The following is a 14,439-nucleotide window of genomic DNA, read 5'->3' on the forward strand; positions in this document are numbered from 1 at the left end:
CGCCTTTGCGGCTCAGCCCAGTCGCGGCAACGCGCCTGTCAGGTTGAGCGTGACGTGGTCGGGCACCATCAGCACCGCGTGCGGATGATGGTCGCTCTCGAACATCGCGAATTTGAGCGCCGACGCCTTATCGACGAACACGCCGCCGGCCAGTCCGCGATTGTCGCGCGCGATCCATCGGCGGTCGGCGTCGAGGCCGATGAAGAACAGGACATCATTGGCGGCCGGATGGCCGGCGTAAAGCGATTGACCCATGTTGGATTCCTCGTTGGAGATCGAAGGAGTGTCCCGGTCAGGCGCGCGTGAGCCATTCCAGCGCGATTGCAAGGATCGCGATGAGCAGGATCACGCCTCCCGTGGCGTTAAGGCTTTCAGCCCGCAGGCGCCGCCGACGCGAACTGAAGTCCGGACGCGGCCGCCTGTGAAACGCTGCGGTATGGATGATGGGTGACATATCCGTTCGACCATGCGCGCTTGTGGCGCTGGCCTTAGGATGATGACGGCGGCCTAAAGATTCGAGCGGGAGGCGGAAGAAGAGAAATAGGAAAGTTGTTAATATCGCCGCAATTTCTGTATATAGTCGCGCAGAACTCCCAGCACACTACCGTGGCAAGGCGGCTTCCAGATGATTGGCGATATTTGACGTCTTGCCAGCCGCTCCAGTCGATATTCTTGGAGGGTGGATCGCCTTTCCGCGTTTGGTTTTTTTGCCGTCACAGCCATGCTGGTCTTCTACGCATTTGAAGACCGTTCGCCTTGGCGCATTTTGGCATTCGCAGGAGCTTGTGCGTTACGCTCTGCATACGGTTTCATGCAAGGTGCTTGGCCTTTTGGTTTGATCGAGGCGATCTGGGCCGTTGTTGCGATCTGGCGGTCGCGAACAGAGTTGAGAAACCGCTAAAGCGCCCACGATCTCAAGCCGCCGCGCGTGTAGGAGAATTAAAGGCAGTGTGCGAGCGAAGAAGCAATCGCGTCATCGTCCGCGAACTCAACGGCCCTGCACCAGATTCACCGCTTGAAGCGAACGTCCGTTTCCAGGAACACTTTCAACCCAATGATCGGCAGCTATGGGTCACGAATTCGCATCGGAACGAATGTCTTCTTTCCGGAGCTCATTTTGGCCGATGTAGGTCCGCTCAGGGTCATAACCAGACGCCCAATCCAAGCAGGAAGCTTCTGCACTTGTCGGAGCAATGCTTGGAGCTCCGTGCTAGCTCGAAGGAAATGATCTTCCGTCACCCTGTCCGCGGTAGTCGTTTAACCTTGCGCCCTGCTTGCAGAGGCCTGGGAGGTTTGGCCCCCTTAGGCGGAGCGACAAGTAAATCTGTCAAATCAACGTTGAGAGCCGTCGCCAACCTCTCAAGCAACAGAATGGTGGGATTTTCGAGCTTTCTCTCAAGCCGCCCAAGATAGCTGCGATCGACGTCCGCATCAGCAGCCAGCGCCTCCTGAGAAACGCCTCGCTCCACGCGCAATCGTCTCAAATTCCAAGCGATTCTCGCCTGCGCTTGCATCGGCGAAGGCGACCATCTTGAGGACAATCAAACCACGGGGTATAGTCCCATAATTAGACCCAGCCCCGCCGCATCATTGCGACCATTCGGGTATTGGGCTTAGGGGGCTGATCATGGGACATTGGCGTGCGAGTCTGACCCTAATTCGACCACCGCGGCGGCTGTGTATCATCGCAAGTTTGGTCGGAATGGCGCTCTTTGGTGTCAGCGTCGCGAGCAGCGCCGAAATCACGTGCCTGCCATTAGGAGAATATCCGTGTCACAGCATCGAAATCCGTGGCCGGATTGAAAGCGGTGATCTGTCAAAACTGGAAGCAATTCTCCAAGCTCGTCCGCCGGCTGAGGTAGACAAGGTCTATGTCGCTTCCCCAGGAGGCTCCGTTGTCGAAGCTCTCGCGATCGGTAACCTCATCCGAGCTCGGCTGCTCGACACAGAGGCGCCATTTCGGCTTGGTGGGAAGTGGCGGCATGGAATTGCCAGGGGCACAGAGGTATGCACCACAGCCGAAGGTTGCCGTTGTGCGAGCGCCTGTGCACTCATCTGGTTCGGCGGAATCAATCGATCGGGAGACGTGGGCCTGCATCGCCCATTTCGTGAGGACAAACAGTTTCAGTCAACATCGCCGCAACAAGCGTCGGACGAATACCGTCGCGCGCTAGATGCCATGGTGAGCTATCTAGGAAAGATGGAGGTGCCCTCTCGTGTCGTGGACGCGCTGATTTCAACGGGATCGAATGACATTCTTTGGGTCTCCGATTACGGGACGTGGACGGAAGAGGAAGGCGGATACAGTCTCTATCGCGCCCCGAGCTTGTCCGAGTGGTTCAAAGCGTCGTGCGGGGCGCTTTCAAGACCAGAACTCCTGGAGAAGCTCAATCTTAAAGGCAATTACTACGATCGCGTCATCACGGCTGCCGGGCAGGCGCGTCTTACCGCGCTCGAAAAGGCAGAGGAGAAAATCTACGATTGTGAAGGCCGTCTCCTTCGCTCTGCGCGCAAGACTTTGAACTGGGCGCGCTAAGTGATTTCGCGGCTCTGGCGCGAAATGAGGGCGCGATTCAGCGACGAATGCGACCTCGACGACCTACTGATCAGAACTCGTGCTGCCAAACCGCTGCCTTCCCCGCGACAGCATGTTGGATCAAGGTCGCCGGGTCAGTCCGCCATTCCCTTGTCATGGCTTAGAGCAGCGATAAGCAAGCGCGAAGCTGAAAAGCTGCACGACTGGGAGGGTGCGCCATTTTGCCATCTTAACACCCGCTGGAATGAATTGACTTCCGCGATGAAGCCCTCGGACGAAATCTGGCTGTTCAGCAGCCCAGCGGAATCCTGGAAAATGAAAACCGGTCTGGCAGGTGTAGCGGTGGTTCGTGACGGCGTGGCCATCGCAACGATCATCACGGAGATGAACTAGGAGCGGCCCGTTCGCGCTGTCGGCGAAGGACCTCCTGTAGTTTTCTCGCGGCGCGAAACGTGTCGCGTTCGACATAGTGCATCTCTGTTGTTCGCTGATCGGCATGCGCGAGGAGGTCTTTTGCGATAGCGACATCTCCATGTCGCGCGTGGAACGAACCTGCGCCTTTCCGAAACTCATGCGGCGGGTGGCCCGTCCGCAGCTTGACGATTTCGAAGACCTTACCCGCCTTAATCGGCACGCCCTTTGAGGAAGCCCAAAGACCGGCGTGTTTCGAAGCGCCCGGAATGAGCGGCCGCCATCGGGCGAGGTAGTCATCGATCAGATCCGACAAGTAGATGGGGAGCGGTCCCTCAATCGGCTCGTGGTTTTTCGTTTCACTGCCTTCGAAGAAAAGCGACCAGCGCGTTCCGGATCGGCGCAGATGCTTGTCGATCATGATCTGTGCGATATTCCGTCGCCGAAGCGGCATTTCGCAAACGAGCGCGACAATCAGCCAGTCGCGATACTCTAGGGAGAGCAACTTTGTCGGAGGAAGCAGGCGCAGCCGATCGAGCTGGCGAATAGACTCAGCCGATATCTCGGCGATGTCGAGCGCAAACCGGTGACGCTTGACGCCAGCATGTTGATAGCGCGAGGCAATGCGCAGCAGAAAATCCCAGTTCTCGTTCGGATACATTGAGCGGCATGCATGACGAAGCCCGCGCAATCGTATGCCGACGGATTGCAGTCGATGGCTGGGCTCGAGCGCCTGAGAATACTCGCGTGCGAGGTCGGCGGTGACGATTTGCGGAGGCGTTAACCCGAAGACTTGACTCGCATTCGATTTCAAGAAGCCCAGATAGGTTCCCAGCGCATAGAGCAGGGTCCTGCGCGATCCGCCAGACAGATGGGCGGCAGGGCCACTGTCGCCAAAGATATCTTCGGTCGTCTGAAACGCGCGATCCCATGCCTTTCGATAGGGAACAGGCCAAAAAGCGAAGCGAAGAAAGCTCGGTTTCATGACTTCACCGTCCGGCGCGCGCGCTCGCGATCCGAGTTCATCAGAGATTCGCGCGCTCTGGCCAAGGCGTCCTGGTGTCGTTGAGCGGCTCGAGCAGTGTCGAGAGGGGCATAGTAAGTCGCCGTCGTCTTGCTTGAGGCATGCCCCAAAAGCTGCCGGACTTCCTCGTGGCCTCCTGGATTCTCGGCCAACATAAACTTGGCGCTCACATGACGCGTCTCGTGCGGCGTCATATGAATTCCCACTTCCTTTTTGACCAACTTCGTGAAGAGGTTTTCGACGGTTGCTGGAGCCTTCCGCGTGCCGTCCCGATTGCAAAAGACGTAGCGAGGCGACCGGCCGAGCGCCGCCGGCGCAATTTCCGAATGGTAGCGCTGCAACATCTTCGATGTCTCCGTCGAAAGCGCAGCACATTGTCTCTCGCCCGTTTTAGTTTCCTCGGGCGGAATGTCCACAACAGCCGTGTCCCCGCGAAGATCGAGCGTGCGGCCAAATTCGAGATGGGTCAGGTTAAACAACCGCAAGGGATAGTCGCTCAAAACCGCCAAGGTTAGCGCAGCTTGCGCAGCGACAAGAGCTGGCCCTGCTGATTTCATCGTCAAGGCTCGCGCGAATTCCCTTTGAGGCGCAGCCAGGTACTGCTGAACAATGTCCGGATCATCGAATTTCCGGAGAAGCTCCCAATTCTTCGCTGTCATCCCCGGCTTCGGTTTCGGCACTCGGCCAAAGGCTGCCTTTAGCGCACTGAGATCGTCGTCCCCCGGCTTCGTCCATTCGCGCGCGATAGCCAGCAACCCCTTCGCAATCTGCATGTTGTGGGCGTTCGGCGCGTTCTTCAGCTCGAGACAGCGCACGCGCATGATCGCCTTGAAAGCCTCGGGAGTGGTCAGGCACGCGAGACAGGTGACCGAGGCAACAGGAACGCCGGATTGCACCAAGGCGGTGGCTGCAGCTTGGATGATCTGGCGGCGGAGTCGGATGCTGCCCGGCCTGAGCGGACTGCGCCGCGCATTATCGTCGAAGCGATCTGTGACCGAGAGCCAGGCGCAGTAGACGGCGACCTCGTCGGTGAAAGTCGTGCAAAATGCAAGCCACGGGATGAGTTTCGGCGCTCGCCGCTCGACCGGGATCAGGCTCAAACCGAGCTCCGGCTGGGCGGCGGCGAGGCGATTCCAGGCGAGGCGCGCCTTTTTCGACACTGCGGTCGGGTCTTTCGCCCGCGTTCGGATATGCACCGCGTGCTCGAACTCCGCAAAAAGAGCAGGTGTGAGCGACGCCGGGTCGATCAATCTGGACGAGCAGTAGCGGCTGAGGCGCGACAGGGCGTGTTTGCTGCGACGATCGGGCAAAGCGCCCACAAGTGCGATCCACGACGGCGTCAACGGTTCTTGCGCTGTTCGGAGCATCGCACCTTCCCGTGTCGCCGAAATCGCCGCGAAAAAATTTGAGGTGAGGGTCTGCAGCGTCCGCGGGACTATATTGTATCGCCCGGCGGAGATGCCGATGATCTTCTCGCGCAGATAGGGAACGCAGGCCGGAATGCGATCGGGCGGGAGGTTGAGCATCTCGGCGACGCGTTTGACGGAGGAAATCAGGTCTCGCCGCCGGGTCGGCGAAAAGTAACCTGCCCTCAGACTCGAGAGAACGTCGAGTAACGTGAGATTTGTCGTAAGGCTGGAAGTATTGTTTTTCACAGTCGGAGGTCCTTTCGTGAAAGTCCCGTGAGGTCAGGAAGGGACACGGATGTCAGCGGTGGTCAGGTGTGGACATTCGTGAGAACTACCATAGAGAAACTGGAACGAAGTCTTGCAGTGAGTTCTCACGAAACTAGGGAAATTCCTGCTAGACAGGGACATTTCTGGTCAAGGACGGACAATTCCTAGTAGACCGCGCAGCGGTCGATGTACGCGTCGAGATCGCTTTTGCGCAGGCGGATAACACTGCCCATGCGGATCTCGGGAAGAGTGCCTGCTGCGATCAGCCGGCGGACCGACTTTTCGGACATGCTCAGATAGTCCGCCACCTCTGCGACGTTGAGTAGCGGGCTGACAAATTGAGGCGCGCGGCGGCGCCGGTCCTGGGGGTCTTTTTGGGGCTTGTTGATTTTGCGGCGCATCATCAACTCCTAGTTCGAATAAGCGTCAGCGCGCGCACAAGACGCGCGAAAGTCATGGATTTTCTGGATGAACTGGAGCCGGACCTACGTGGCCGTCTGGCGAGGCTGATAGAAAGGCATCGCGGCGCGATAGTTGTTGATGCTGGCGCCAGTGATGAGAGTGCGGCGCCCGCTCTTCTTGGCTTCGAGCTGACCGCGATTCAGAAGCTCGTAGATGCGCGTTACGCCGGCGGAGACGAACTGTCTCGCCTCTTTGACAGTAAACAGCGCATCATCGGAAACAATTTTTGTGCTGGACATGCTGTCGTCTCCATTCTCGACAGCACGCGAATCTTCACACCTGATCGGAAATGGCAAAGCGGGGATCGCCAGATTTTTTTCTGGCGATCCATTCTTTAATACCCACGTGCTGCCTAATCTTCGAGGTTTCCTCCGTGATCCGCGAGGCAATTCGCGCTTCAGCAGCCGCCGCCCTTTCGGCCTCAATTGCTGATCGCTTTCTTGCTTCTTTCGACCATTCTTCAAGTTCGGTCGGGGTGGGCTCTATTCCAACGAACGACATGACAACGCGGACGAAATCGAACGACGGCCCCGACGGGGGCTGCGTTGCTCGGCTCGCTGAAGACGGCCGGGTCGACGTCAAAGAGAGCTCAAGCTGTTGATTGCCCAGCAGGAACAGTCGCACGCCAAGCGCCTTTTTCTCATTCGGTCGCCGTCCGTCGAAATCATAGATTAGTTCACGAAAATCCAGCTCGATATCTGCCACTTTGTCGATGATCGTTGCTATGGTCGAACCGGTCAAAGTGAAACCCGGCCATGGCTCATACTGAACATCCGATCTCTCCCGGCTGAGTACATCTCTGAGCTTCCTGGCTCGGCCAGCAATTTTTTTGCTCTCCTCCATCAACTGTTGCTTGGTAGGTTGACTGCCAGTTTCGCTCGTCGCGGCGATATAGCTTTGGCACGCCTCAAGAATTCCCCATTCCAAATGGCGAGTGTTCGGAGGCAACTCCTTCAACTGCGGCAAAATCGCCTCTGCAACCTGCTCCCAATTGATTGCTTCTATTCCAAAGTGTTCCATGTTCGCGATCAATGCTCAGGCTTCGGGGTGGGCGGCATTCCGCCATTGCGGCGCAATCGATTGAGCTCTTCCCCCCACCACGCGGCCATTCGGACGCGCTCCTCCCAATGCTCACCTCGAGCGTAGGCTCGTCGCACGTCGTTCTCTTCGACATGCGCGAGCGCGCGTTCGATGGCGTCTCGGGACCAAAGGCCGGACTCGTTCGCCAGTGTGGAGAAACTGCTTCGAAAGCCATGCGCCGAGTGCGCTTCTTGCGAAAAGCCCATCGCGCGCAGTGCGCCATTCAGAGTGTTTTCGCTAATCGGCCGACGGACCGTGCGGACGCCCGGAAATACCAATCCGGCGACGCCGCGGCCGGTTATTTTGCGCAGATCTTTGAGGATCACGATCGCTTGTGGCGGAAGCGGAACGCGGTGTGGTCGTCGCATCTTCGTCCGCGCCCCCGGAATCGTCCAAACAGCAGTTTCGAGGTCGAATTCTGGCCATTCCGCCAACCGCAGTTCGCCGGGCCGTGGGAAGAGAAGCGCCATCAGTTGCAGCGCTGCGCGCGTCGTCGGCTGACCGTCGAACGCGTCGATCGCGCGAAGCAGACCGCCAAGCGGCGCAGCCTCGATGATGGCCGCGCGATGCTTCGTCTTTGGCGCCAACAAAGCGCCGCGCAACGCGGAAGTTGGATCGTTTTCCGCCCTTGCTGTTGCTATCGCAAGGCGAAATACTTCGCCGACGACGCTCCGCAGCCGGCGAGCGCTTTCACGACGGCCCCGCGCCTCAACCGTGCGCAGGACGGCCAGCACCTCAGCCGCCTTGATGTCGGCGATCGGCCGGTCGCGTAGAGTGGGCAGCGCAAAGCTGAGCAACCACTCCGTCTTGGCGACGGTCGCGGCGGCCCGGTCCTCAGCTTTTTTGCGCGCAATGAGCTCGTCGGCGATAAGACCAAACGTGTCTCGTTCGGCGAGCGCCGCTGCGGCCTTCTTGGCCAGTCTGTCAGCGGCCGGGTCAAGCCCGTCCTCAAGCAGCGCTTTCGCGGCGTCTCTCGCCTTCCGCGCTTCCTTCAATCCCACCTTAGGATATGCCCCGACCGGCATCAGCTTCTGACGACCGCCAAATCGATACGCCAAGCGCCATGTTCGAGCGCCGGTGGGCGTGATCCAGAGCTGCAATCCGCCGCCGTCCGACAGCTTGAGCACCTTTGTCTCAGGCTTGGTGCCGCGAATCGTGACGTCGTCCAGAGCCATCGGGAATCGAAGTCGTTGGGTCGGCCGGGAGGCCTGTTGGAGAATGGCCGAATCCTACCAACAAAAAGAGCGACTGCAAGCAAACGGTCGCGGATATGGCCGAAGGTTCGCGAGGCCTAAAAGCCAGTTTTCTCTCGGTTTTCCGAAGAGTTGCGAACGATTTTGAATGCTGGCGAAGAAGGAGATGGTGCCCAGGGGCGGAATCGAACCACCGACACTGCGATTTTCAGTCGCATGCTCTACCAACTGAGCTACCTGGGCCCGCGGCAGGTTCGGCTCAGGGCCGCCCGCGAACGGCCGGCTGTATAGGAGGTCGATCCGGCCCTGTCGAGAGGGCCGGAGCGGGCTTGTGGATGGCCCAAATCACAGGGCTCGGACGTCAGGCGATCGCGGCGCGGCGGCGCAAGGCCATGATCTGGAGCTCCGCGAGAATCGCGACGATGGCGGCCTGGCCGACCACGAAAGCGACGCCCAGCGCCGTCGGCTGGAACCAGCCCGTCATCAGCACGAGCAAGCTTTCCACCACCCAGAGCGCGTTGATCGCGACGGCGCACCAGGCGAGACTCCGCTGTGGCTCGGGCCTGATCGCGAGCCAGGCGACGAAGGCGACATAGGGAACAAGGACGGCCGCCGCGCCGCGCTGGAAGCCGGCGGGAATTCCGAGCCAGCCCTCAAGCAGATCAGCGCCAGCCAGCAGAAGCGCGGCCATGCCGCCGCTTGCGATCGCGTCGAGCGCAAGGGCCTGGCGCAGGGTGATGGAGGACAGAACAGACATCAGGGTCTCCCGGGCAATCGCCGCGGCTCATCCGCGGCTCTGATGCCCGATCCTTTCGCGGCTGATGTGGCGGGTCGATTACCTCGAAGGTCATTGGATCGCGCCGCCGTCCTGCCTATCGTTGCGGCATGATCACGACTCTCGCCTCTCCCAACGCCGCCAGCGCCGTTCCGCCTGTCGGCCATCTCCTGCGCGAATGGCGGCAACGCCGGCGCCTCAGCCAGCTCGACCTCGCGCTGGAGGCCGACATCTCGTCGCGACATCTCAGCTTCATGGAGACTGGCCGCGCCCAACCGAGCCGGGAGATGCTGCTTCATCTCGCCGAGCAACTGGAGGTGCCCTTGCGCGATCGAAATGTGCTTTTGACCGCGGCGGGCTTCGCGCCTGTCTTCGCCGAACGCTCGCTGTTGGACCCGGCGCTGACCGCGGCGCGCGACGCCGTCGAACTGGTGTTGAAGGGCCACGAACCCTACCCCGCGATCGCCGTCGATCGGCACTGGCTTCTTTCTTCGGCGAATACGCCGGCGCTGATGCTGATGGCGGGCGTCGATGAGGAGCTGGTGAAGCCGCCGATCAATGTGCTGCGCGTCAGCCTGCATCCGAAGGGGCTTGCGCCGCGCATCGCCAATCTCGGCGAATGGCGCGCTCATCTGCTCGCGCGACTGAAGCGACAGATCGAAACCACGGGCGACGCTGTGCTCAGCGCGCTGCTTGAAGAGCTGTCGTCCTATCCGGCGCCACGCGAGCGTCATGGCGCGCGCGAGGTCAGCGCCATCGCGGTGCCGCTTCAGCTCAAGTCGGACGCAGGGATCATGTCCTTCTTCAGCACGATCACGGTGTTCGGCACGCCTGTGGACATCACACTGTCGGAAATCGCGATCGAGGCGTTCTTTCCGGCGGACCAGGCGACGGGCGACATTCTCCGCCGCATGAGCGCGCAGAAGAGCTGACGCAAGATTGGCGGACTATCCCTCCATCTTCACGCCGGCGTCCTTCACCACTTTGCCCCACTTCTCCGTCTCGCTGCGGATGAACTGGCCGAATTCACCCGGCGTCGTGGTCGTGACGCGCGCGCCGAGCTTCTCGAATTTCTGGCGAATCTCCGGCTGATTGAATGCGCTCACCGTGTCGGCGTTGATCTTGGCGATGATGTCAGGCGGCGTCTTCGCTGGCGCGGTGACGCCAAACCAGGAGGTCACGTCAAAACCGGGCACGCCGGACTCATCGATAGTCGGAAAATCAAGCGCCGCAAGCACGCGCTGCTTCGTCGTGACCGCAAGGCCCCTCACCTGCCCGCCCTGCGCCTGCGGCAGCATGAAGGGGATATTGTCGAACATCACATCGACGCGGCCGGTGATGAGATCGCTGATCGCCAGCGCCGATCCGCGATAGGGCACATGCGTCATCTCGATGTTGGTCAGCTTCTTGAACAGTTCGCCGCAGAGATGGATCGACGTGCCGGTTCCGGATGACGCGAAAGTCAGCTTGCCCGCATTCGCTTTCGCATGCGCGATGAATTCCTGCACCGTTTTCGCAGGCGAGGAATTCGGCACCGTCATGAGATTCGCAAGCTGGATGCAGAGCGTCACCGGCGCGAGATCAGTCACCGGGTTATATTCCATCTGCTTGTAGATATGCGGATTGATGGTCGCGGTGATCGCGGTCACCAGCAACGTGTGACCGTCAGGCTCCGAGCGCGCCACCGCGGCGCTGCCGAGATTGCTGCCGGCGCCCGGCCTGTTCTCGACGATGACCGTCGTCTTCCACAGCTTGCCCCATTCCTCGGCAAGGGTCCGGCCAACAATGTCCGTCGCCCCGCCCGCCGGGAACGGCACGATCAGCTTGACCTGTTTCGAGGGGAAAGGCTCCGCGCGCACGACAGCCGGGGCGGCGACAAGTCCTGCAACAGCGCCCGCGAACAGGCGTCGATCGATCGGCATGGCGTTTCCTCGTTCCGGCCCGCTTTCCATTGCAGGCTCTTGACCCAAGGCTAGCCGGCGTCCGGCAGGCCGCCAAGGCGCCGGCGCCCGTACGATGAAGCCGGGGACTGACGCCGAAGGCCGAAACTGGTAGCCACGCCTGCGCGCCCTACGGTAATTTCGGACCCATGAGCACAGACGAGTTCCTTCCCCCTGACGAAGCGCCGCCCGCCGGCCGGCTGCGCCGCTTCCCGAAGGTGCCGTTCCGCATCCTGATCCCGAACATGATCACGCTGCTCGCGATCTGTTCGGGGCTCACAGCCGTGCGGCTGTCGATGGAAGGCAAGCTCGAATGGGCGGTTGGCGCGGTGGTGCTTGCAGCCATCCTCGACGCGGTCGACGGTCGCGTGGCGCGGATGCTCAAGGGCACGTCGAAATTCGGCGCCGAGCTCGATTCGCTCTGCGACTTCGTGAACTTCGGCTGCGTGCCGGCGCTGATGCTCTATTTCTTCTCGTTCAACGGCTACGGCAATTTCGGCTGGATCGCCGTGCTGCTATTCGCCATGGCGATGGCGCTGAGGCTCGCGCGCTTCAATGTGATGCTGGACGATCCCGATCGCCCGCCCTTCACCAAAGAGTTCTTCACCGGCATTCCGGCGCCCGCCGGCGCTTTGTGCGGCATGCTGCCGATCTATCTCCATCTCATCGGCATGCCGCGCTTTCCCGGCCTGCTCACACTCGAAATGATCTATCTGCTCGCCATCGCCGGCATGATGGTCAGCCGGGTGCCGACCTACGCCGCGAAATCCTTCGGCCAGCAGGTGCCGCGCGACATGGTGCTACCCTTCCTGATCGTGATCGTGGTCTTCGTTGTTCTGTTGGTCAGCTTCCCCTTCATCGTGCTGACGCTGATGACGCTCGGGTATCTCGCCGCGATCCCATGGGGCGTCTCGCGCTATCGCAGGCTGGCGGCGGAATATGAGGCCGCCAAGGCGGCGAGCGCCCCCACCGAGCCCACAGCGGCGGCCTGAGCAAGACGTCGAGCCGGCTTGCATCCGAGGGCGGGTCTCGCGGGTAAAGGCTGAGGCGCGAGCTTTCGCGCCTCCCTTTCGTTCGCGGCCGTCCCATGCGCAAAGCGTTCGCTCCCCTCGCCATTCTGCCGACATTGGCGACGACGCCGACCTCGGCCGGCTCAAGCTGGATTTTCGGCGACTGGGCGCGTCAGGACGGCGCTTCGCGGGTCAAAATCCGCAACTGCGGCGCTTCCATCTGTGTCGTAAACACCTGGATCCGCGACCCCAATTCCGGTGAAAAGGTTGGCGATCAGCTGATCCTGAAAGTCTCGCAAACGGCCGACGGCTGGACCGGCTCCGCCTATGACCCCCAGCGCAAGCTCAAAATGAGCATCACGCTGAAGGGCGACGCGTCGGCTATGACGTCGAGCGGCTGCGTGCTTGGCGGGCTGTTCTGCAAATCCGCGAGCTGGCGGCGCGCGCGATAGCAGCCTTCGTATGGTGTCGCTGGTGAACGCCGCGCTCGCCCTGCTTCTCGCTGTCATCGCGCTTTGCATCGTCATGGAGTCCGCCACGCTGGCGCAGCGCGCCACCGGCAAATTCGGCTGGGCTGATGTGTTCTGGACTTTCGGCGTCGGCGCCATCGCGGCCGCCCTTGCTCTGGCGCCTGCGCCGGACGCTCTCTTCGCGCGGCAAGCGCTTGTCGCAGCGCTCGCGATTATCTGGGCGCTGCGCCTCGGATTTCACATCGCCAGCAGATTGAAGGGAGGCGCGGATGATCCGCGCTACGTGAAACTCCATCGGGAATGGGGCGATCGCGCCAGCGTCAGGATGTTCCTGTTCCTGCAGGCGCAGGCTCTGGGCGGCGCGCCGCTCCTCCTCGCCGTGCTGCTCGCTTCGCGCGCGACGCCGGAGCGTCTGACCTTTCAGGATTTCGCAGGCGCTGCGATCGGGATCCTCGCCATCGCAGGCGAAGCGGCCGCTGATTTCCAACTCAAGAATTTTGGTCGCGACCCCGATAATCGCGGCATGGTCTGCGACAGAGGCCTTTGGGCCTGGTCGCGCCATCCCAATTACTTCTTCGAATGGTTGGGCTGGTTCGCCTATCCCGTGATTGCGATTCAGGCGGGAAGCGGCGCGTGGTCGTGGCTCGCGCTGCTTGCGCCGATCGCCATCTACTATTTCCTCGTCAATGTTTCCGGCGTCCCGCCGCTCGAACAGCACATGCTTGTGTCGCGCGGCGACGCCTATCGCGCCTATCAGGCGCGCACGAGCGCCTTCTTTCCTCTTCCTCCCCGTGCAAGGAATTCGCGATGAGTCTCGTCTCGCTCGCCACGAAAGCCGTCGAACGCCTGCCGATCGCAGACCCCATCACGCGCGCCGGCGTCAATTTTCTCGTCGGCCGCACCAGACGACAACTGGCTGTCGCCGATTTTTCCGATGAGGCTTTCATCGCCGAACTCGACAAGCGGCCAATCGCGATCAACACGGCCGAAGCCAATGCGCAGCATTACGAAATTCCTGCGGCATTCTTCGCCAGGGTGCTTGGGCCGCGGCGGAAATATTCATCGTGCCTCTATGTGCGGCCGGACGCCTCGCTCGCCGAAGCGGAGGAATGCGCGCTCGCGGAAACCGCCGCCCACGCTGATTTGCACGACGGTCAAAGCATTCTGGAGCTTGGCTGTGGATGGGGTTCGCTATCGCTCTGGATGGCGGAGAGGCTGCCGAAAGCCAGCATCACCGCTGTTTCAAACTCCCACTCCCAGCGCGCCTATATCGAAGCGGAGGCGGCGCGTCGCGGATTTCAGAATCTCACCGTCATCACCGCCGACATCAACGACTTCGCGCCAACACAGACATTCGACCGCGTCGTCTCCGTGGAGATGTTCGAGCATATGTCGAACTGGCGCGCCCTGCTGACGCGCGTGAGGAGCTGGATCGCGCCCGATGGCCTCCTGTTCATCCATATCTTCGCGCATCGCTCGACCGCCTATCTCTTTTCCCAAGGCGATTCAGACGACTGGATCGGCCAGCACTTCTTCACCGGCGGCATCATGCCGAGCCACTCGCTGATCCGAAGCTTCAGCGATCTGTTTGCAGTCGAAGAGGAATGGCGTTGGAGCGGAACGCATTATGCGCGCACCGCCCGGCACTGGCTCGAGAATTTCGATCGCGCCGCGGCGGAGACCAGGCGGATATTTGACGAGATCTATGGCGAAGAGGCTCCGCTATTCATGCGCCGATGGCGGCTGTTCTTCCTCGCAACGGAAGGTCTGTTTGGAAACGATAATGGAAACGCCTGGGGCGCGAGCCATTATCGGCTCCGACCGCAGAGTTGAGCGCTCTCGTCATTCGATGTGCGAAGGCG

Annotated in this window: 18 protein-coding genes and 1 tRNA gene; 8 read left to right on the plus strand and 11 right to left on the minus strand. The window is 60.9% G+C overall.

Annotated features, from left to right (window positions below):
* Window positions 1-12: 12 nt before the first annotated feature.
* Window positions 13-255, minus strand: coding sequence for a hypothetical protein (locus L8F45_RS13330; protein WP_342358373.1), 243 nt, complete (start codon window positions 253-255; stop codon window positions 13-15).
* Between the two features lie 424 nt (window positions 256-679).
* Here L8F45_RS13330 and L8F45_RS13335 point away from each other — a divergent pair, with 424 nt between their 5' ends.
* Window positions 680-901, plus strand: a complete 222-nt coding sequence (locus tag L8F45_RS13335; protein WP_342358374.1) for a hypothetical protein — start codon at window positions 680-682, stop codon at window positions 899-901.
* A gap of 334 nt (window positions 902-1,235) precedes the next feature.
* On the opposite strand, the gene L8F45_RS13340 is transcribed toward L8F45_RS13335, so the two are convergent.
* Window positions 1,236-1,514 (minus strand): helix-turn-helix domain-containing protein, encoded by a 279-nt coding sequence (locus L8F45_RS13340; RefSeq protein WP_342358375.1) that lies wholly within the window; start codon window positions 1,512-1,514, stop codon window positions 1,236-1,238.
* A gap of 188 nt (window positions 1,515-1,702) precedes the next feature.
* Between L8F45_RS13340 and L8F45_RS13345 the strand changes: the two genes are divergently transcribed.
* Together L8F45_RS13345 and L8F45_RS13350 are read left to right on the plus strand one after the other, a co-directional pair.
* Window positions 1,703-2,536 carry a hypothetical protein gene (locus tag L8F45_RS13345; RefSeq protein WP_342358376.1) on the plus strand — a complete coding sequence of 278 codons (834 nt, stop codon included), beginning with the start codon at window positions 1,703-1,705 and terminating at the stop codon, window positions 2,534-2,536.
* On the plus strand, window positions 2,537-2,929 hold the full coding sequence (locus tag L8F45_RS13350; RefSeq protein WP_342358377.1) for a hypothetical protein: 393 nt from the start codon (window positions 2,537-2,539) through the stop codon (window positions 2,927-2,929).
* On the opposite strand, the gene L8F45_RS13355 is transcribed toward L8F45_RS13350, so the two are convergent.
* The 8 genes from L8F45_RS13355 to L8F45_RS13390 all read right to left on the minus strand — a co-directional run bounded on the left by L8F45_RS13355 (window position 2,913) and on the right by L8F45_RS13390 (window position 9,139).
* Window positions 2,913-3,932: a tyrosine-type recombinase/integrase gene (locus L8F45_RS13355; protein WP_342358378.1), complete on the minus strand. Its 1,020-nt coding sequence runs from the start codon at window positions 3,930-3,932 to the stop codon at window positions 2,913-2,915. The genes L8F45_RS13350 and L8F45_RS13355 overlap by 17 nt on opposite strands.
* Window positions 3,929-5,626, minus strand: a complete 1,698-nt coding sequence (locus tag L8F45_RS13360; protein WP_342358379.1) for a tyrosine-type recombinase/integrase — start codon at window positions 5,624-5,626, stop codon at window positions 3,929-3,931. The genes L8F45_RS13355 and L8F45_RS13360 overlap by 4 nt, the downstream gene beginning before the upstream one ends.
* Before the next feature lie 185 nt (window positions 5,627-5,811).
* Window positions 5,812-6,051, minus strand: a complete 240-nt coding sequence (locus tag L8F45_RS13365) for a helix-turn-helix domain-containing protein (protein ID WP_342358380.1) — start codon at window positions 6,049-6,051, stop codon at window positions 5,812-5,814.
* Between the two features lie 81 nt (window positions 6,052-6,132).
* On the minus strand, window positions 6,133-6,348 hold the full coding sequence (locus L8F45_RS13370) for a helix-turn-helix domain-containing protein (RefSeq protein WP_342358381.1): 216 nt from the start codon (window positions 6,346-6,348) through the stop codon (window positions 6,133-6,135).
* A gap of 34 nt (window positions 6,349-6,382) precedes the next feature.
* Window positions 6,383-7,141, minus strand: coding sequence for a hypothetical protein (locus tag L8F45_RS13375; protein ID WP_342358382.1), 759 nt, complete (start codon window positions 7,139-7,141; stop codon window positions 6,383-6,385).
* Entirely contained in the window at window positions 7,138-8,364 is a 1,227-nt protein-coding gene (locus L8F45_RS13380; RefSeq protein WP_342358383.1) for a tyrosine-type recombinase/integrase, read from the minus strand. Before L8F45_RS13380 ends, L8F45_RS13375 begins: the two co-directional genes overlap by 4 nt.
* A 185-nt stretch (window positions 8,365-8,549) precedes the next feature.
* Window positions 8,550-8,625 (minus strand) — tRNA-Phe (locus tag L8F45_RS13385).
* Window positions 8,626-8,743: 118 nt separating this feature from the next.
* Window positions 8,744-9,139, minus strand: a complete 396-nt coding sequence (locus L8F45_RS13390) for a hypothetical protein (protein WP_342358384.1) — start codon at window positions 9,137-9,139, stop codon at window positions 8,744-8,746.
* 128 nt (window positions 9,140-9,267) lie between these two features.
* Here L8F45_RS13390 and L8F45_RS13395 point away from each other — a divergent pair, with 128 nt between their 5' ends.
* Window positions 9,268-10,089 (plus strand): helix-turn-helix domain-containing protein, encoded by an 822-nt coding sequence (locus L8F45_RS13395; protein ID WP_342358385.1) that lies wholly within the window; start codon window positions 9,268-9,270, stop codon window positions 10,087-10,089.
* A 15-nt stretch (window positions 10,090-10,104) separates the two neighbouring features.
* On the opposite strand, the gene L8F45_RS13400 is transcribed toward L8F45_RS13395, so the two are convergent.
* Complete coding sequence (locus tag L8F45_RS13400; RefSeq protein ID WP_342358386.1) at window positions 10,105-11,079, minus strand: Bug family tripartite tricarboxylate transporter substrate binding protein; 975 nt, start codon at window positions 11,077-11,079, stop codon at window positions 10,105-10,107.
* A 167-nt stretch (window positions 11,080-11,246) separates the two neighbouring features.
* Here L8F45_RS13400 and L8F45_RS13405 point away from each other — a divergent pair, with 167 nt between their 5' ends.
* From L8F45_RS13405 to L8F45_RS13420, 4 genes are all read left to right on the plus strand, one after another.
* Complete coding sequence (locus L8F45_RS13405; RefSeq protein ID WP_342358387.1) at window positions 11,247-12,089, plus strand: CDP-alcohol phosphatidyltransferase family protein; 843 nt, start codon at window positions 11,247-11,249, stop codon at window positions 12,087-12,089.
* Window positions 12,090-12,184: 95 nt separating this feature from the next.
* Window positions 12,185-12,559, plus strand: coding sequence for a DUF2147 domain-containing protein (locus L8F45_RS13410; RefSeq protein ID WP_342358388.1), 375 nt, complete (start codon window positions 12,185-12,187; stop codon window positions 12,557-12,559).
* A 10-nt stretch (window positions 12,560-12,569) separates the two neighbouring features.
* A complete protein-coding gene (locus L8F45_RS13415; RefSeq protein WP_342358389.1) occupies window positions 12,570-13,388 on the plus strand; it encodes a DUF1295 domain-containing protein in 819 nt (272 codons plus the stop codon).
* Complete coding sequence (locus L8F45_RS13420; protein WP_342358390.1) at window positions 13,385-14,410, plus strand: SAM-dependent methyltransferase; 1,026 nt, start codon at window positions 13,385-13,387, stop codon at window positions 14,408-14,410. The genes L8F45_RS13415 and L8F45_RS13420 overlap by 4 nt, the downstream gene beginning before the upstream one ends.
* The last annotated feature ends 29 nt before the right edge of the window (window positions 14,411-14,439 follow it).

Origin of the sequence: Terrirubrum flagellatum (assembly GCF_022059845.1) — a bacterium.
GTDB classification, from domain to species: domain Bacteria; phylum Pseudomonadota; class Alphaproteobacteria; order Rhizobiales; family Beijerinckiaceae; genus Terrirubrum; species Terrirubrum flagellatum.